Source organism: Janthinobacterium sp. LS2A (genome assembly GCF_036543145.1).
In the GTDB taxonomy this organism is placed as follows: Bacteria; Pseudomonadota; Gammaproteobacteria; order Burkholderiales; family Burkholderiaceae_D; genus Janthinobacterium; species Janthinobacterium aestuarii.
The window spans coordinates 646163-664789 of the sequence record NZ_JAZHPB010000002.1; the positions used below are offsets into that span (position 1 = coordinate 646163).

The window sequence follows — 18627 nt, forward strand, 5'->3', positions numbered from 1 at the left end:
TTTATACTCGCGCATACCCGACGCCATTCGTCGCGTCTTGCCACTATTCTGATACAACTATCGATGAAGCCAGTCCGCCTTCCCGCCGCTGCCACACTCGCGCTGCCACGATGGGCCTTGTTTGCACTTGGCCTGCTGTACATCCTGCCTGGCCTGATCGGCCGCGAACCGTGGAAGAACGATGACGCCGCCAGTTTCGGCATCATGTGGACCATGGCGCATGGCGGCCTGAACGACTGGCTGTGGCCCAATATCGCCGGCCTGTCGCTGCCCGATGAGGGCCCGCTGGCCTTCTGGCTGGGCGCCATCTTCATCAAGCTGTTCGGCTGGATCGACGGCGACGTCTTCGGCGCGCGCATGTCAACCATTGGCATCTTCGTCGTCAGCACCCTGTCCGTCTGGTACACGGCCTTCAACCTGGGCCGCCGCAACGACGCCCAGCCGCTGCGCCTGGCCTTCGGCGGCCAGCCCGAGCCGGACGACTTCGGCCGCACCCTGGCCGATGCCGCCGTCCTCATCTATCTGGGCTGCCTGGGTCTGCTGCAGCACAGCCACGACATCACGGCCGAAGCGCTGTACGTGTCCCTGATGGCCTATCTGCTGTACCGCGCCGTGCGCTACGTGGAAGGCCCTTCCGTGCGCAATGCGGCCCTGCTGGGCCTGGCGCTGGGCGGCCTGACCCTCGCGCGCGGCTGGATCACGCCGGCGGCGCTGAGCATCGCCTTGCTGCTGTGCACCGTCTTCCTGCGCCTGCCGCTGCTGCGCAGCGTGCGCCACCTGGCGCTGGCCATCGTGATCGGCGCCGCGCTGACCCTCGTCTGGCTGCTGCCGGGCGAATGGCTGCGTCCGTACGGCCATTCACCGCTGCAGGCATGGATGGAATGGAATTGCCGCCAGTTCAGCGCCCCGAGCCTGAAAAGCCTGCAGTATTTCTTGCGTGTCGGCATCTGGTTCTTCTGGCCCGCGTGGCCGTTCGCCGCCTGGGCCGTGTATGCCTGGCGCCGCCAGCATCACGTGCTGCACATCGTCGTGCCGCTGACCTTTGTCGCCATGCTGGCCATCCTGGGCCTGTGCCATCCCGATCCGGACCCGAGCCAGCTGCTGCCGCTGCTGCCGCCGCTGGCCGTCATGGCCGCGTTCGGCTTGCTGACCATGAAACGGGGCGCCATCAACGCCATCGACTGGTTCTCCGTGATGGTGCTGACCATCTGCGCCCTCGCGCTGTGGCTGTTCTGGTTCGCCATCCTGACGGGCTGGCCGCCGAAACTGTCGCATAACGCCCTGAAACTCATGCCAGGCTTCAAGCCCGAGCTGGACTTGCTGGCCTTCTTTGTCGCCGCCTGCGCCAGCGCAGGCTGGGTGGCGCTCGTGCACTGGCGCATCTCGCGCCAGCCAGCCGTGCTGTGGCGCGCCGTGGTGCTGTCGTCCGGCGGCCTGATCCTGATCTGGGTACTGATCATGACCTTGTTCCTGCCGCCGCTGAACTACAGCAAGAGCTACGCCAGCGTGGCGCACCAGATTTCCGTCCACCTGCCGCCAGGCAGCAAGTGCATCAACAGCAATGTCGGCGCCGCCCAGCGCGCCTCGTTCGCCTACTTCGGCCACCTGCCGTTTGCCAGCGTGGGGCAGCAGCAGTGCGATGTGTTCTTGTTACAAGACAGCATCAAGGTTCCCGACAACAAGGAACAACTGCCAGAACATCACGGCGCGGACTGGATCAAGCTGTGGGAAGGGCGCCGTCCCACGGATGACGTGGAACGTTTCCGCCTGTACCAGCGCGTCAGGTAAGCAGCAAAAAAAAACCGGGCCAGCCCGGTTTTTTTATGCCCGCCAGACAATTGCTGCCCGTAGGAAAAGTGTTGCTTTAAAATATAGTTAATTACCTAAATTGAACTAGAATTGCTTTTTATATTATAATAGCGGACTGCGCGATGGCGGTGTCTTGCTTTCCCGCCCTAATCGTCCCCAATTTACTATGAGATTGTCCATGAAATTATTTGCTACCCGCACCTTGCCGCTCATCAGCGCTGCCCTGTTCGCTTTCTCCTTCAGCGCGTCGGCCCAGGCCACCGTGGTTGACCTTGGCGTCGCCAATGGCTACTCGGCCTTCATCTTCGGCAACATCGGCAGCAGCGGCGCCAGCGGCTTTACCAGCGTCGGTGGCAGCATTGCCGCTGGCGGCAATATCTACCTGGACAACTACAACGTTGGCACGAACAAAAAGCCAGGCAGCGCGGTCAATTCCGTCGTTGCTGGCGGCAACCTGAACACTGGCTGGGGCACGCTCGGCGGTTCGGCCGTGTACGGCGTCAGCAACCCCAACGCCACGCTGACGGCGCCACAATGGTTCCCAACCAACAACATCAGCAAAGGCAACGCGTCCACCCTGGACTTCGCGGGCGCCAAGCAACAATTGACGACCCTGTCGGGCGACGTGGCCAAGTTGCAGTCGAACGGCACCGTGATCTCGCAATACGGCAACATGACCCTGGTGGGCAACGTCAACGCCGATGTGAACATTTTCAACATCGATGCGTCGAACCTGCATAACCTGACCCTGGACCTGTCCTCGCTGAAAAGCACGGCCAGCATCATCATCAACGGCACGGCCAGCAACATCACCCTGAGCGGCGGCTTCGACAATTTCGCCAGCTTCGCCAACCGCACGCTGTTCAACTTCGCCAACGCCACCACCACCAACCTGCAGAACGTCGGCATCAACGGCAGCATCCTGGCGCCGAACAGCGCGTTCTCGGGTTCGGGCGACATGAACGGCACCCTGATCGCCAATTCCGTCAGCTCGATCAATTATGGCCACGTGGCGATGAACGGCGCCGGCTTCAACACGGTCAACGTGTCGGCCGTGCCGGAACCAGGCACCTACGCCATGCTGCTGGCCGGCCTGGGCTTGCTGGCCTTCATGCGCCGCCGTACGCCAGCGCGCGCACCGCAAGCCGCGATGGCCTGAGCTTTACGCTGAATCAATGCAAAACACCGGGCCGCGCGAGCGTCCCGGTGTTTTTTTATGAGCTGGGCGAAAACCCTATTCCGTGCTCAAACCCAGATCCGTCGCCACCTGCTTGCGCAAGACATATTTCTGGATCTTGCCCGTCACCGTCATGGGAAATTCCTCGACGAAACGCACGTAGCGGGGAATCTTGTAATAGGCGATCTGCCCATCGCAAAAGGCGCGGATGTCGTCGCTGGTGGCCTGCGTGCCGGGCCGCAAGATGATGCAGGCGCATAACTCTTCGCCATACTTGGCATCGGGTACGCCCACGCATTGCACGTCGAGCACGCTCGGGTGGCGGTACAGGAATTCCTCGACTTCGCGCGGGTAGATGTTTTCGCCGCCGCGTATCACCATATCCTTCGAGCGCCCGACGATGCTGCAAAAGCCGTTGTCATCGATCACGGCCAGGTCGCCCGTGTGCATCCAGCGCGCCGCGTCGATGGCTTCGCTGGTTTTTTCAGGGTCGCCCCAGTAGCCCTGCATCACGGAATAGCCGCGCGTGAGCAATTCGCCCTTTTCGCCGCGCGGCACGATCCGGCCTTCCGCATCGATGATTTTCACTTCCAGGTGCGGGTGGACACGGCCGATGGACGACACGCGCATTTCGCGCGGATCGTCGATCGACGTCTGGAAGCTGACGGGCGACGTTTCCGTCATGCCATAGGCAATCGTGATCTCCGCCATGTGCATCAATTCGATGACCCGCGTCATGACTTCCATCGGGCACGGCGAGCCGGCCATGATGCCGGTGCGCAAGTTCGACAGATCGTATTGCTTGAAGTCGGGATGGTCGAGGATGGCGATGAACATCGTCGGCACGCCGTGCAAGCCCGTGCAGCGCTCGGCTTGCACGGTTTCCAGCACGGCTTTCGGATCGAAGCCTTCGCCGGGAAACACCATGGCTGCGCCATGCGTGACGCAGGCCAAGTTGCCCAGCACCATGCCGAAGCAGTGGTACAGGGGCACGGGAATGCACAACCGGTCCCGTTCAGTGAGGCGCATGGCTTCGCCAATGAAAAAGCCGTTGTTCAGGATATTGTGGTGCGTCAAGGTGGCGCCTTTCGGCGCGCCTGTCGTACCGGACGTGAACTGAATGTTGACGGCGTCGTCAAACTGCAAGCCAGCGCTCACTTCTTCCAGGTGCGCCAAGTCGGCATCCATAATGCCGTCCATCAAGGTGTCGAAGTTGTGCATGCCCGGCGTGGCCGCCGCGCCCAGGCGGATGACGTGGCGCAATTGCGGCAGGCGTGGCGACTGCAGCGCGCCGGCCCGCGAACGGGCGATGTCCGGCACCACGTCTTGCACGATGGCCAGATAGTCGCTGGACTTGAAGCTGGGCGACAGGATCAGCGCGCTGCATTGCACCTTGTCGAGCACGTATTCGAGTTCCGAGCGCCGGTAGGCGGGGTTGATGTTGACCATAATCAAGCCGGCTTTCGCCGTGGCAAACTGGGTCAATACCCATTCGGCGCAGTTCTGCGACCAGATGCCGACCCGGTCACCCGGTTGCAAGCCCAGTTTCAGCAAGCCGGCGGCCAGCCGATGCACGCGCTGCTGGAACTCAAGATAGGTCCAGCGCACGTTCTGGTGCGCCACGATGAGGGCGTCATGCTGGCCGTAGCGGGCGGCAATGCCGTCCAGGTAGGCGCCGATGGTAGCACCGATCAACGGCGTCTCGTGGGCGCCGTGTACATAACTGATTGCTTGCATGCTGTCTCCGGGGTGGGTGGCGCGGCGCGCTCTTGTTATCGTCTTCGATGCAGAAAATTATAGCCGCAACCGCCCCCGCCCTGCGTCAGCTTGCTGTAATGTGCAGGCCAGCACATCCGACACTCACGGCACCATGACAGGCAACACCGAGCACACGCCCGAACAGGGCTTCATCCTGACCCGCCACTGGCGCGACACGAGCGCCGGCACGGAAGTCGATTTCTGGCTGGCAACGGATGCCGGGCCCCGCCACGTGCGCCTGCCCGTGCAGACGGCCGTCGCCTTCCTTCCCATGGAGCAGCAGGAACAGGCGCAACAGCTGCTGCGCGGCGAGCGCCATGCGGAGCTGCGTCCCCTGTCGCTGTGCGATTTTCACCACCGCCCCGTGCTGGGTCTGTACTGCAAGCAATACCGGCATTTGCTGAAGCTGGAAAAGCAGCTGCGCGCGCAAGGCGTTGACGTGTACGAAGCCGATATCCGTCCGCCGGAGCGCTACCTGATGGAGCGTTTCATCACGGCACCGGTATCGTTCAGTGGAGAAACGGAAGTACAGCTGAAACCGGCGCCCGGCTACCGCCCCACATTAAAACTGGTGTCGCTCGATATCGAGACGACGGCCCATGGCGAGCTGTATTCGCTGGCCCTGGAAGGCTGCGGCCAGCGCCAGGTCTACATGCTGGGGCCGCCAAACGGCGGCGATGACGCCTTGGACTTCGACCTCGAATACTGCGACACGCGCGCACAGATCCTCGAACGCCTGAACACCTGGATGGAGCGCCACGACCCGGACGCCATCATCGGCTGGAACCTGGTGCAATTCGACTTGCGCGTACTGCGCCAACACGCCGAGCGCTACCAGGTACCGTTGAAGCTGGGACGCGGCGGCGCCGTCATGGAATGGCGCGAACACGGCGGCAAGCAGGAACACTATTTTGCGGCCGCGGCGGGGCGTCTGATCATCGACGGCATCGAAGCCTTGAAATCGGCGACATGGAATTTTTCCTCGTTCAGCCTGGAAAACGTGGCGCAGACGCTCCTGGGCGAAGGCAAGTCCATCGACAATCCCTACCAGCGCATGGCCGAGATCGACCGGCGTTTCCGCGAAGACAAGCCGGCGCTGGCCCGCTACAACCTCAAGGATTGCGAGCTGGTCACGCGCATCTTCGCCAAGACCGAGCTGCTGACCTTCTTGCTGGAACGGGCCAGCGTGACGGGCCTGGCGGCCGACCGCAGCGGCGGCTCCGTGGCCGCCTTCGAACATCTGTATTTGCCGCTGATGCACCGGCAAGGTTACGTGGCGCCCAACCTGGGCGACGTCTCCGGCGAAAACAGCCCGGGCGGCTTCGTCATGGATTCCCAGTCGGGCCTGTACGATTCCGTGCTCGTGCTCGACTACAAAAGCCTGTATCCGTCCATCATCCGCACCTTCCTCATCGATCCCGTGGGCCTGGTGGTGGGCACGAGCGGCGACGAGGCCGATACCGTGCCCGGCTACCGGGGCGCGCAATTTTCAAGGGTCAAACATTGCCTGCCCGCCATCGTAAAGCAGGTGTGGCAGGGGCGCGAGACGGCCAAGCGCGAACGCAACGCGCCTCTGTCGCAAGCCTTAAAAATCATCATGAACGCGTTCTATGGCGTGCTGGGATCGAGCGGCTGCCGCTTTTTCGATCCGCGCCTGGCGTCGTCGATCACCTTGCGCGGCCACGACATCATGCACCGCACGCGCGAGCTGATCACCGAGCAGGGCTATCAAGTGATCTACGGCGACACGGATTCCACCTTCGTGTGGCTGAAAACGGCGCATACGGATGAAGAGGCGGGCAAGATCGGCCGCTCCCTGGTGGCGCATGTGAATGCCTGGTGGAATACCTATCTGCGCGATGAGTTCGGCCTCGAGAATGCGCTGGAACTCGAGTTCGAGACGCATTACCGGCGTTTCCTGATGCCCACCATCCGCGGCTCGGAAGAAGGCAGCAAGAAGCGCTATGCGGGCCTGGTCGGCAAACCCGACGGCAGCGAGGACATGGTCTACAAGGGCCTGGAAACCGTGCGCAGCGACTGGACGCCGCTGGCGCAGCAATTCCAGCAGGACTTGTACCGCCGCATCTTCCAGCGCGCCGCCTACCAGGACTATGTGCGCGACTACGTGGCGCGTACCGTACGCGGCGAGTTCGACGCCATGCTGGTCTACCGCAAGCGATTGCGCCGTCCGCTCGACGATTACCAGCGCAACGTGCCGCCCCACGTGCGCGCGGCGCGCACGGCCGACGCCTATAACCTGGCGCAGGGCCGGCCGCTGCAGTACCAGAACGGCGGCTGGATCAGCTATGTGATCACGGTGGCGGGGCCGGAACCGCTGGAAACGCAGCGCTCGCCCATCGACTACCACCATTACCTGACGCGCCAGCTGCAGCCGGTGGCCGACGCGATCCTGCCCTTCCTCGGCGACGATTTTTCGCGCCTCGTGTCGGGCCAGCAGGATTTGTTTTAGATCAATTTTGCTGACCTGGGCGGCCAAGCTGAGGTAATATCGGCGCCTTCCGGGCTTATCTGACCCTGTCCGCGGGCGCTGTGCGCCGTGGCAGCGTAAAATACGCCATGGCGAAAGAATAAGAGCTGCATGCAGAAGAAGATGCCATTCCAGACGAGAATCGTTCGCAACAGAATTTTCCTCGCTGAAATGGCGCATAATTTACAACTATGTTGAACCAGCGGGCAGTCGCACCAGCCATCTGCCCTGCTAATTTTAGAATGAATTGACACCATGACCGAGATCACGTCCTTAAGAGACATCCCGCAAAAAAATATCTTCCGCAAGGGCGACACCTTTGTGCTGTTCGGCGAGCTGTTCGGCCGCGGCTATGTGAATGGCTTGCTGGACGAAGCGCGCAAGGCGGGCATGAATATCGTCGGCATGACGGTCGGCCGCCGCGATGAAAACATGGCACTGCGCCCGCTGAACGCGGAAGAGCTGGCCGAAGCCGAAGCCAACCTGGGCGGCCGCATCATCAACGTGCCGCTGATGGCCGGTTTCGACCTCGACGCGCCAGCCGGCGAACCGACGCCGACGGCCCTGCTGGCCGATATGACCCTGAAGAGCTGGCAGGAAGACAAGCTGGACTGGGCGCAGATCGAGCGCTGCCGCGAAGCCGGCATCGCCCGCTTCAGCGCTTCCGTGGCCAAAGCCATGGCCGAGCTGGACAGCCTGATTCCTGACGGCAGCAATGTGTATTTCGCCCACACCATGGCTGGCGGCATTCCGAAAGTCAAAGTCTTCCTGGCCATTGCCAACCGCATCTACAAAGGCCGCGGCGAGCGCTTCATGTCCTCGCGCGCCCTGCTCGACAGCGACCTGGGCAAGCTTATCCTGATGAACTTCGACGAAGTCACGGCCAACACCCTGCAGCACCTGATCGACGGCAGCGCCGCCATCCGCGCCCGCATCGAGCAAACGGGCGGCCAGGTGCGCTACAGCGCCTACGGCTACCACGGCACCGAGATTCTGATCGACGGCAAGTACCAGTGGCAAACCTACAGCAACTACACGCAAGGCCTGGCGAAGATGCGCCTGGAAAACGTGGCCAAGGCCGCGTGGGACAAAGGCATCAAGGCCACCGTCTTCAATTGCCCGGAAATCCGCACGAACTCGTCCGACATCTTCGTCGGCGTGGAACTGTCCCTGTTCCCGCTGCTCGACGCGCTGAAAAAAGAAAGCGGCAGCGCCTGGGCCGAAGAGCAATGGAAAATCTGCCAGGGCTTGCTGGAAGACGGCGTTTCGCTGCAAGACTTGCTCGACCGTATCGCCGCCTACAATGGCGACGCGACCAGCGTGCAATTCCGCAACTTCGCCGCCTGGCCGATGGACAACACGCCAGAGCTGGCCGAGGTCATGATCGGTACCTCGGACGACATCACCAAGCTGCACAAGGACCGCAAGGAACTGATCACCGACCACCTGAGCTCGCTGGTACTGGAAGGCACGGGCCCGCTGATGTTCCACACCATGTCGGAACCGCCGGCACCGGTCGTCTGGCTCAACCACGACATCATCGCGCGCCAGCTGAACTCGGCTCACAACTGAGCTTGATGTAGCAGTACAGCACCGACGGCCCGGCTCATCCCCGGGCCGTCGGCGTTTCAACACCCCCTTATGCCCGTACGATGGATACGCCGCCGTCGGCCAGCAGCGCCGTACCGGTGGTAAAGCTCGATGCATCGGAGGCCAGATACAGCGCCGAGCGGGCGATCTCGTCCGGCGTGGCCAGGCGTTTCAATGCGTGCAGTCCGGCCACGAAGGCCTGCGCCTCGGGCGTATTGGCCACTTGCCGCCCCAACGGTGTATCGGTACCGCCCGGCAACAAGGCATTCACGCGGATGCCCGCCGCGCCATACTCGGCCGCCAGAGCCTTCGTCAAGCCGATCACACCCGCCTTGCTGGCCGCATACGCCGCCATGCCGGGCATGCCCAAGGTATGGCCGACAAAGGTCGAGGTAAAAATCAGCGAGCCGCCGCCGCGCGCCGCCATGGCAGGCAACTGGTACTTGGCCGCCAGGAAGGCGCTCGTGAGATTGGTATCGACCGTCGCCCGCCAGTCTTCCAGGGCAACTTCCTGCGTGGGCCCCATGGGCCCCAGGGTGCCCGCATTATTAAAAGCGATATCGAGGCCGCCAAAGCGTTGCAGCGCCAGCGCCACGGCCCCTTGCGCGCACGCCGCGTCGCCCACATCGCCCACGCAAGCCACGGCTTGCGCGCCACCGTCCGCCAGTTGCGCCACGAGCGCATCGAGCTCCTTCCGCCGCTGCGCCACCAGCACCAGCCGCGCGCCATGGCGGGCAAACAGCCGCGCCGCCGCATGACCGATGCCCGAGCTGGCGCCCGTGATGATGGCGACCTTGTTTTCCAGTTGCTTCATGGGATATCCCTCCAGGTGAATGAAGGGACACGATAGGACGGCAGGCCAGGCGCGGCACTCCGCTTCTTGCGCTGGAATCGGCGCGTTCAAAGACTTTCAACGCTTGTGCAAAACACACGCCAAGCATAAAACTTGCCAGATTGTGACAAATCAGTGATAATGCGTCTCGCGTTGCCGGGATGGCGGAATAGGTAGACGCACGGGACTCAAAATCCCGCGCTGGAAACAGCGTGCCGGTTCGATTCCGGCTCCCGGCACCACAGAACAATTCAAAGTAGTACAGGTAAAGCCATTAAATCAAAAGGATTTAGTGGCTTTTTTTTTGTCCAACCGATCCGTACTTTCTCGATAAAAAGCAATAAGTGTTACCGGGGCGGAAGCACGCGAAGCACGCCAAGCCTCGGGGCAACGCGGTAGATATTCTGGTTGAGCCGGACTGGAGCGATCAAGTTGCTGCCATCGAGCCCCACAGGCGGCTTTCAATCTGCACCCCAGGGATCGGAAGATAGCCAGCGCACGCATAAGAAACGACATATGCTTGCTAGAAATTGCCTCAGACTATCAAGTGCAGTAAGCTCCTCAGCAAGCAACACTAGCATGCATTTTTACGATACGCCTGCAAGTAGTCCACCATCCCCATATCCTGGATTGAATTTTGAAGAAAATTACCGAATTAACAGGCTTGAGATGCCTGGCCGTCATGATGGTTGTGATTGGTCATGCCCAACAAACAATCCAAGGAGGATATAGTGGATGGTTATCGCCACTAAAACCATTTGCAAACGGGTATCAGGGGGTTTTAATATTTTTTGTTTTGAGCGGCTTCTTAATTACAAACATATTAAAATCAGAATATACGCTATCCGGGAAAATTGATTACGCACGGTTTTATTACCGTAGAGCGTTAAGAATCTGGCCGGCCTCTTATGCCGTCATCCTGGTCATCGTAATTTTTTCGGCGATTGGATTCATTAATGTCGCATGGCAGCAGTCAATATTTGCAGCCCTTCACTTATGGAACTATTCTGGCCCCTTGGGTTTAAAAGAAATACATGCATCGCATCCAGATGGCGTGTGGTACTTCGGCCACTTTTGGAGTCTTGCATTAGAAGAGCAGTTCTATTGGGTCTGGCCTCCCTTGCTGATCTTTTTGCTACGCCGTAAGAATGATCAAATTTTACCGGCTCTCATTATCACAATCCCCCTTGTGCGCATGGGAACCTATGTACTGTTCCCCGGCCTTCGTGACTACTTGGGCATGATGTTACACACCAGTGTAGATGCGATGCTGATTGGCTGTTATGTCGCCATGAAGAAAGATAAAATAAATAGCATCATGGACTCTTCAAAATATACTTCCACCATTTGCACCATCTCAATTTTCATCTTGCTGTTTGCCATCCCACCAATTGCAAATAATTATGGAGGCTACTGGAACGCGACTTATGGAAGAACAATTGAAGCAATACTTGCAAGCATACTCATGTTGTCAGTTATCAACATTAAAGATTTTTGGCTATCAAAAATCCTGAGAACTCGCATATTCATATTCATTGGAACAATTTCATTTAGCCTATATCTTTGGCAACAAATTTTCCTTGGCATTAATTCGCCGTTTGCATTTAAATTTCCATTCAATATAATGCAAGCTATTGCTGCAGCAAGCCTGAGCTACTGGTTGATAGAAATGCCCTTCCTAAGAATAAAAAGTAAAATGAAATCAAAAATTAATATCTCAAATATAGACACATCCCTTCAGGGTGAATTGAAAACCAAAGAAAAAGCTACCTGACATGATGAGGTGAGCGGCCAAAACAAGGACCGCTCACCATGTTCAGCGCCCACGACAGGTGGCAGAATGAGCGCGGCCAGTGATCTGCCGCAAGCCGCGCTTTTTGAAATGCACCCATTGCCTGCACGTTCCCAGGTTCAGGTCGCTACCGTACAAGGTAGGCAACCAGAAGCACACTACGCCTCCCATGAATCTCGGCTTTTCGCCACAGCCCCAGCCATCGAGGTCCTCGCGATCCTCGCAGTTGATACAAAACGGCATATTTCATGCTGTCAAGAAAATCTTGCACTAGGCTAAAACTATGTGGCGGAAAAGTTAACTAATTTAAAGCCAATATTTCATTTTGCCTGTGTACGCGGCATACTAGCGCCACAGGCAATTGTCCACTTTACGGCTTGCGCCTGAGTATACAAGCTGCTGTCATGCCTGTTCGCGCAGGATGCGTTATCCAATGTTCAGTAATATTTTCACTCTTACCTTCCGGTGCTTATGAATTCCCTATCTGAACTTGCATCCGCCACCAGGCAAGATGACTTTGCTTATTTTCGTGAGCTGAACGCACGACTGGGTACCCTCAAGGCGGCTAATTATGACGTGGCGTCAAAATGCAATTTACGCTGTGAGGGCTGCCTGTTCTTTGAAGGCGAGGAAAACGAGGGACACGAAGATAGCCGTTCGCTTGCCGAGTGGGATGCCCTGTTTGCCGCCGATGCGGCGCGTGGCGTCACGCTGGCCTACATGGCGGGCGCGGAACCGAGCCTGGTGCCCGACAGGCTGCGCGCGGCCCAAAAATACATCCCACATGGCATTGTGTTTACCAATGGCACGATACGCTTGCCGGACGATATCTTTTATCGTATCCATATCTCCTCTTGGGGAGTCGATGAAATCGGTAGCTCATTGCGCGCCGGCGACGTGCTGACCAAGGCAATGAACAATTATCGCAACGACCCTCGTGCCGTCTGCGTATTTACCATTACATCCCTGAATATCAATCAGATCATGATCATGGCAGAGCTTGCCAATAACCATGGATTACCGCTCACCTTCAGCTATTTCAGTCCGACCACCCGCTATCTGGAGAAGCTGGAAAAAAAGGTGGATAACGACAAGGCATATTTCCGCATCAGTAGCGCCACACAAAGCCTGGCCTTGACGCAAACCGATTTTGCCCATGCGCGCGCGGAAATTATGCGCGCCATGCTGGCCTATCCGGAAACGGTGCAATATTCCCTGCACTATGACGACTGGGTCACGGGCGACAAGCTCTACGACATCGATCCCGTTACCAAGATCGCCAAGAACTGCGGTTTCCGCGTTACCAAGCAAGTACATGTCCATGTCGATCATCAGCCGGGCAAGGGCAAGTGCTGCAGTTCGAATATCGATTGCAGCAACTGTCGCGCTTATGCCATGGGACAGTCGACCTATCTGTCGCGCATCCGCGAAGCCGTTAGAAAACCGGACGAACTCGCCAAATGGCTGGAAGTAAGGGAAATCTGGGCCAAGCTGTTTTTAAACGCCAACAACTCGGCCAAGGCACGCCTGTAATACGATGAGTTTTACCTCGTACTGGTTTGTCCTTGCCTTCCTGCCCCTGTCCGCGTACAGCTATCGCCAATTGCTGTCAACAAGCCATTTCAGGCTACTGCTGCCGCTGCTGATTTCACTGGTTTTTTATTACCTCAATGATGCGCACAACCTGCTGCTGTTTTGCGCATCGATGGGCGCCAACTGGCTGCTCGCAGGCGTAATTGGCCGGCACCGCGAGAAAACCCGCTACCTGGCGCTGGCCATTGCGGGGAATTTATGTTTTCTCGCGTTTTATAAATATGCGACATTCTTCGCCGTGCCCGGCACGGCGATTCCCGCCCTCCCTCTGGGTATCTCGTATTTCACATTTACGCAAATCGCCTTCCTGATCGATACGGCGCGGGGGCAAGCCCGCAGCACCAACCCACTCGAATATGCGCTCTTCGTGGCCTGGTTTCCCCACCTTCCATCGGGCCCCCTGCTTTCCCACAAGGACATGCTGCCGCAATTCCTGGCCGCGCCAGTCATATCATCCACCTTGCGTCCGGCACCGCGCGACTACGCCGTCGGCCTCACCCTGTTCACCATGGGTCTGTTTAAAAAATCCTGCATCGCCCCCATTTTTCACTATGCCCAAGGCGACGTTTTCCTGCGCGCAGGACAAGGCGACCCCATCGGCCTGGTCGAGACCTGGATCGCCTGCCTGGGCTTCCTGTTTGAGACGTACTACGATTTTTGCGGCTATTCGGAAATGGCCATGGGCATCAGCCGCATGTTCGGCATTCACCTGCCCGTCAATTTCCACGCCCCCTTCAAGTCTTCCAGCCCGGTCGAATTCTGGACACGCTGGCATGTGACGCTGGGCGCTTTCATGCGCGACTATCTGTATCGTCCCCTGACAAAAAAACGCCAGGTATGGCGGCATTACGCGGCCCTGTTCGTGGTGATGATGGCAGTCGCCATCTGGCATGGCGCCACCATTCCCCTCCTGGTCTTCGGCATCTATCAGGGCCTGCTGGTCACGGGCAATCACGCCTTGCGGCGCTGGAATCTCGTATCACGCAAAGGCGGCAAGCTGCAGCACTGGGCTGGCAGAGTTTTTACACTGGCCGCCATCACCTTTTCCGTCAGCCTGTGGGCCACGCCAGACTGGCATGAAGCCATCCACATTATCCGTGGCTTGTTGGGTGCCGGCCATGCTCCAGCCTGGCCAGCTGGCCTCTTTGGCATGACGGCCATCCTCGCGGCCATTGCTTTCAACTGGTCTGCCCCTTCCCTGATCGACCTGGTGGCAAAGGAACTCCCCGCCTGGAGCGTACAGTTGAAAAAATCGGCTACCAGCAAGCTGGCATGGAAACCCAGCCTGGCATGGGCGACAGCGGTGGCCTTGGGCCTTGGTCTGGCGCTCATCAATTTATCCGCTGTCAAAGAGTTCAAATATGCAGGGTTTTAATCAAGAAATCCCCGTCGCGCGCTTTTTCACCTGCATTTTTTTCATTGCGATCGCATTGCTGCTCCTGACTGCCGGATTCGTATTTATCGTGGATCCATATGCCATCTGGCGGCAGGAAAGCCACAAGATCAATGCCATCAAACTGGAACCCCCATCTGCCAGCCAGCGAGGCTCGGCGGTATTGCGCAGCGCGCTGCACACACCTGACGTGCTGATTCTTGGCTCCTCGCGGGTGCGGCGCGGTTTCAACGAGCGTCTCGCCTCCCGCTTATACCGCAGCGACGTCCAAGTCGTTGGCGTCGACGCCTTGCCCCTATCAAATGCAAGGGATCTGTTTTTTGCCATCAGCCAACAGGGACGAATTAAAAGACTGTATCTGGAAGTCAGTTACCTGACATCCAATGCCTGCGAAGCGAAAAATGACGATGAAACAGGGAAAAACAAACTCGCCTTTCCATTCGATTATCTTTCGCCCAAGGATGCCGTCAAGCAAAGCTTAAAAACGCTGAAAACAAATCTGTTGCATATAAGCTCTTACGACAGCTACTTTGACGCGCAAGGACGTTTCCATGACCAGGTCGTTAACGGGACTACGCATGCTGGAGGAGCCGAAATAGATGAACCGCGCTACAACCGTATCATCCAGACGAGGATAGGCGCTTGCAAAGGTCGCGCAGCCAATGCCGCCGACATCAAGGACTTGACAGACATGTTTCAGCGGGCGAAAGCCGAAGAAACGGAAGTCATTTTGCTGATTTTACCTGTCACGGCAAGATGGCAAGCACGCATCCTGCAAGTGGGGCTGTCAGCACGTGCGGCACAATGGAAAACGGAGATCACTGGGCTCGCATCACAATTTCACGTGCAAATACTCGATTATGAACAGCGTAACGACTTGAGCACCCTCGCTGAAAACAGCAACCATGCCATGCCCATGTTTTGGGATGAAATCCATTTCTCCAACCGCTTGGGAGACCATATATTGAACGACATGGCATACGCCAGCCCTGTAGGCAGGGTTCCCCACACGCGCTAGGGCATCGTGGTCATGCTCATGTTCCACGACTGGCCTTCGGCGGCCGCTCGCATGAACAGCAAGCCGGCCAGCTGGCCGCGCTAGCCTGGCTGCATCGCATGATTTACGCGTCAGCGTTCCTCGCGATAATAATCGCAACCCTCGAACGTGGTGCGCAGCGCCTGCTGCAGCTGGGCGTAGCGCTCTGGCGTCAAATTGAAACGCACGTCGATCTGGCCATCGTCATCCATCTGCATGGCGGCCTCGGCATCCATCTGCACGGACAATCGGTTCGGATGCAAAATCACGGCGTGCATGTGGCCATACCAGGCGAATTCCTGGCCGCAGTATTCGATGTAGGGCTCGTCCATGCCCATGGCCACGTCCTGCTCGTCATATTCTTCGGCGCGCTGCAGCATCAGGTAGACGGGTTCGCCTTTGCCGGCTGGCGCGGCCAGGGTGGTGATCAGGGCGTCGTCTTCATTAATGACGGACAACTCGGTGGCGGTAAATCCTGCGGACATGGCGTGCTTTCAACAAATGGATGGATGACGCCACCATAGCGCAAAAGCGTCCCGGACAACATAGCGCGCGGCGAATAAAGCGTGCCGCCTATAATGGCCATTCCATCCATATTGCACAGGAGACCGCCTTGACCGCAGCATCGTCCTACACCACCCGCCTGGCCATCCCCTCCAGCGCCACCTACCAGCACCTGCGCGTCGCCGCCGGCATGAGCGCGAAAAGCACGGCGGCGGCGGCCAAGGGCTTGCCGAACTCGCTGTTTGCCGTGCAAATCCTGCATGGCGACGAGGTGGTGGGTATCGGCCGCGTCATCGGCGATGGCGGCTGCTTCTTCCAGGTCACCGATATCGCCGTGCTGCCGGCCCACCAAGGCAAGGGCCTGGGCAAGCGCATCATGGGCGAGATCATGCAATTCATCGAGACGGAGGTACCGGAAAGCGCGTACGTCAGCCTGATCGCCGATGGCCAGGCGCAAGACTTGTATGCGCAATTCGGTTTCAAGCACACGGCGCCCGCCTCGGTCGGCATGGCGCTGACACGCTAGTGCCAGTCTGGCTGGTTTGCAGCATGGCGCTGGCGCTGCTGTTGAGCGCTGCCGCCTGCGGCGCCGAGCGCCTGCTGCAGCGGCGCGGACGAACGACGCGCTGGCTGTGGCTGGCGGCCATCGCCGCGTCCGTCCTCTTGCCGCTGGCATGGCTGCCCGGCGTGCTGGCGGTCATGCCGGCAGAACAGGCGCAGCTGAAGCTGGGCTGGTTTGTCTTGTCGATGGGCATGCTGTTGATATTGGCGCTGCGCAGCATCTGGCTGCTGTCGCACCAGCGCCGCTGGCAAAAGAGCACCTTGCTGGGCACGCCGGTATTTTTGAGCGGCGGCATCGGCCCCTGCGTGGCGGGACTGCTGCGGCCCCGCATCGTGATGCCCGTCTGGCTGCGATTGATTCTGCCGCAGCAACAAGCGCTGCTGCTGGCGCACGAGCAATGCCGGCTGGCTGCGCGCGATCCGCTGCTGCTGGCCGTGGCGTACGCATTGATTATTCTCATGCCGTGGAACCTGCCCCTGTGGTGGCAACTGCACCGGCTGCGCTTTGCCATCGAGGTCGATTGCGACGCGCGCATGCTGGCGCACGGCCACGCGCTGCGCGATTACGCCATCGTGCTGCGCCAGCACGGCCAGTATTATTCGGGGCTGACTGGCGCCTCGCCCATCGTGCTGAGCGACCCGCTGGCACTGCGGCGCCGGCGGCAAATCATGGGCAGATTTACGCGGGACCAGGCGGCGAACTTGCTATAGTAGCGGCAACGCCGCGCGGCGCGCCCGCGATCCCGGCTTCCCCCTTCGAAATCAGAGAGATACCATGCTTTACCTGCTTGCCATCGTGATCGTCATCGCCCTGCTGTACTACGTCTTCAGTGGCCGCACGCCCGTCAAACCGCTGCACAAGCCGCTCGTCTCAGTGCGCCAGTACGTGCCGGCGATTCCTGCGGGGGAACCCGCGCACCACTGGAGCGATGAGGGCCGCTTTGCGTCGGAAGTGGAAAACGAATCGATGTACCAGCCCGCCATCGCCAAGCTGGCTGGCGAGCACGGTCCCGGCAATGCGGAAGAGAAATGCCTGGCCCTGCTCGTCTGCGACGATGCCAACCCGTTCCAGGACAAAGCCATCGCCGTCTTCATCGATGGCCTGCTGGTCGGCTACCTGTCGCACAACGACGCCCTGCGCCTGCGCCGCAACCTCGGTCGCATGGACCTAGTGGGCCAGCTGACCTCATGCGACGCCGTCATCCGCGGCGGCGGCCTGTGGAATGGCAAGCGCCTGTCGTACGCCGTATGGCTCGATCTGCAGCCCTACAATTAAGCTAACGCGCGCGCCAGCCTGACGGCGCGCGTGGCGATAAAGCTGGGCAGGTATTTTTCAATTTCAAAGCGCGGCTGGGGATGCATTTCCTCGTGGTAGCCTGCCAGCACGAACCCCGCCGCCAGCTGGCCGCCGATCTGGCTGTCCAGGCCGTGGCCGAAGATCAGCGCCTCGCCCCTGTCCATGCGGGCCGCCAGCGCATCGGCTGGCATATCCTCCACATCCGAATACGGCAGCACAAAACGGGGACGTATCAAGCCCTGTTTTGCCCATTGCGGATCGCGGTCGCCGATGAACACGGCCGGATTGAAGAAACTGCTCAGCAGCACGCCGCCGTCCGCCAGCACGCGCGCGCATTCGCGCCACACGGGAGCAATGTCGGGCACGTACTGGTTCGACACGGGGTGCACGATGAGGTCGAAACTGGCGTCGGCAAAGCGGCGCAGGTCGCGCATGTCACCCTGCACAGTGGCCAGGTGCAAGCCGTCGCGTTCAGCCACCATGCGGTCTTTCGCCAGTTGCTGCCCAGATAAATCGAAGACGGTCACGTGTGCGCCGGCCGCGGCCAGCACGGGCGCCTGCTGCCCGCCGGCACCGGCCAGGCACAGGATACGCTTGCCTTGCACATCGCCCAGCCAGCCAGCCGGCAAGGGGCCGGGCGTCAAATGGATTTGCCACTGCCCGGCGCGCGCCGCGGCGATGGTGGCGCGGTCGACAGGCTGCGACCATGGGCTGTTCTGTACAGCCTGGGCATCCCAGGCTTGCTGATTATGCCGCAAGAAGTTGTCACTTGAAGGCATCGTCATCCTTTCAGAAAA

14 protein-coding genes, 1 tRNA gene and 2 pseudogenes are annotated in these 18627 nt (G+C 59.4%); 13 read left to right on the plus strand and 4 right to left on the minus strand.

The window, feature by feature from the left end; all coding sequences use genetic code 11:
- Window positions 1-63 precede the first annotated feature (63 nt).
- From V3C40_RS08740 to V3C40_RS28340, 3 genes and pseudogenes are all read left to right on the plus strand, one after another.
- Window positions 64-1788 (plus strand): ArnT family glycosyltransferase, encoded by a 1725-nt coding sequence (locus tag V3C40_RS08740; protein ID WP_072454960.1) that lies wholly within the window; start codon window positions 64-66, stop codon window positions 1786-1788.
- 199 nt (window positions 1789-1987) lie between these two features.
- Window positions 1988-2797 (plus strand): annotated as a pseudogene (locus V3C40_RS08745) (choice-of-anchor A family protein); the annotation flags it as partial.
- A 51-nt stretch (window positions 2798-2848) separates the two neighbouring features.
- Window positions 2849-2968: pseudogene (locus tag V3C40_RS28340) on the plus strand (PEP-CTERM sorting domain-containing protein); the annotation flags it as partial.
- A gap of 75 nt (window positions 2969-3043) precedes the next feature.
- On the opposite strand, the gene V3C40_RS08750 reads toward V3C40_RS28340, so the two are convergent.
- The gene (locus V3C40_RS08750; RefSeq protein WP_219328003.1) at window positions 3044-4723 is read right to left on the minus strand and encodes an AMP-binding protein; all 1680 of its coding nucleotides are present in this window, start codon (window positions 4721-4723) and stop codon (window positions 3044-3046) included.
- A 133-nt stretch (window positions 4724-4856) separates the two neighbouring features.
- Between V3C40_RS08750 and V3C40_RS08755 the strand changes: the two genes are divergently transcribed.
- Window positions 4857-7214, plus strand: a complete 2358-nt coding sequence (locus tag V3C40_RS08755) for a DNA polymerase II (RefSeq protein ID WP_331777183.1) — start codon at window positions 4857-4859, stop codon at window positions 7212-7214.
- Between the two features lie 273 nt (window positions 7215-7487).
- Window positions 7488-8804 carry an enoyl ACP reductase FabMG family protein gene (locus tag V3C40_RS08760; RefSeq protein ID WP_331777184.1) on the plus strand — a complete coding sequence of 439 codons (1317 nt, stop codon included), beginning with the start codon at window positions 7488-7490 and terminating at the stop codon, window positions 8802-8804.
- A gap of 67 nt (window positions 8805-8871) precedes the next feature.
- On the opposite strand, the gene V3C40_RS08765 is transcribed toward V3C40_RS08760, so the two are convergent.
- Window positions 8872-9636 carry an SDR family oxidoreductase gene (locus V3C40_RS08765; protein WP_331777185.1) on the minus strand — a complete coding sequence of 255 codons (765 nt, stop codon included), beginning with the start codon at window positions 9634-9636 and terminating at the stop codon, window positions 8872-8874.
- Window positions 9637-9809: 173 nt separating this feature from the next.
- Here V3C40_RS08765 and V3C40_RS08770 point away from each other — a divergent pair.
- The 5 genes from V3C40_RS08770 (at window position 9810) to V3C40_RS08790 (ending at window position 15450) form a co-directional block, all read left to right on the plus strand.
- A tRNA-Leu gene (locus V3C40_RS08770) sits at window positions 9810-9896 on the plus strand.
- Between the two features lie 395 nt (window positions 9897-10291).
- Window positions 10292-11428, plus strand: coding sequence for an acyltransferase family protein (locus V3C40_RS08775; RefSeq protein ID WP_139143243.1), 1137 nt, complete (start codon window positions 10292-10294; stop codon window positions 11426-11428).
- Between the two features lie 489 nt (window positions 11429-11917).
- A complete protein-coding gene (locus V3C40_RS08780; RefSeq protein WP_331777186.1) occupies window positions 11918-12979 on the plus strand; it encodes a radical SAM protein in 1062 nt (353 codons plus the stop codon).
- A gap of 4 nt (window positions 12980-12983) precedes the next feature.
- A complete protein-coding gene (locus tag V3C40_RS08785) occupies window positions 12984-14414 on the plus strand; it encodes an MBOAT family O-acyltransferase (protein ID WP_331777187.1) in 1431 nt (476 codons plus the stop codon).
- Window positions 14401-15450 (plus strand): hypothetical protein, encoded by a 1050-nt coding sequence (locus V3C40_RS08790; RefSeq protein WP_331777188.1) that lies wholly within the window; start codon window positions 14401-14403, stop codon window positions 15448-15450. The genes V3C40_RS08785 and V3C40_RS08790 overlap by 14 nt, the downstream gene beginning before the upstream one ends.
- A 110-nt stretch (window positions 15451-15560) precedes the next feature.
- Here the strand turns inward: V3C40_RS08790 and V3C40_RS08795 are convergent, their stop codons facing one another.
- Window positions 15561-15953 (minus strand): Imm10 family immunity protein, encoded by a 393-nt coding sequence (locus tag V3C40_RS08795; RefSeq protein WP_099376409.1) that lies wholly within the window; start codon window positions 15951-15953, stop codon window positions 15561-15563.
- Window positions 15954-16081: 128 nt separating this feature from the next.
- On the opposite strand from V3C40_RS08795, the gene V3C40_RS08800 reads away from it, so the two are divergent.
- From V3C40_RS08800 to V3C40_RS08810, 3 genes are all read left to right on the plus strand, one after another.
- Window positions 16082-16498 (plus strand): GNAT family N-acetyltransferase, encoded by a 417-nt coding sequence (locus tag V3C40_RS08800; RefSeq protein ID WP_070301089.1) that lies wholly within the window; start codon window positions 16082-16084, stop codon window positions 16496-16498.
- Window positions 16498-17244, plus strand: coding sequence for a M56 family metallopeptidase (locus tag V3C40_RS08805; RefSeq protein WP_331777189.1), 747 nt, complete (start codon window positions 16498-16500; stop codon window positions 17242-17244). Before V3C40_RS08800 ends, V3C40_RS08805 begins: the two co-directional genes overlap by 1 nt.
- A gap of 64 nt (window positions 17245-17308) precedes the next feature.
- On the plus strand, window positions 17309-17809 hold the full coding sequence (locus V3C40_RS08810) for a hypothetical protein (RefSeq protein WP_331777190.1): 501 nt from the start codon (window positions 17309-17311) through the stop codon (window positions 17807-17809).
- Here V3C40_RS08810 and V3C40_RS08815 read toward each other — a convergent pair.
- Window positions 17806-18609: a class I SAM-dependent methyltransferase gene (locus V3C40_RS08815; RefSeq protein ID WP_331777191.1), complete on the minus strand. Its 804-nt coding sequence runs from the start codon at window positions 18607-18609 to the stop codon at window positions 17806-17808. The two genes, V3C40_RS08810 and V3C40_RS08815, sit on opposite strands and share 4 nt — an antisense overlap.
- Window positions 18610-18627: the final 18 nt, after the last annotated feature.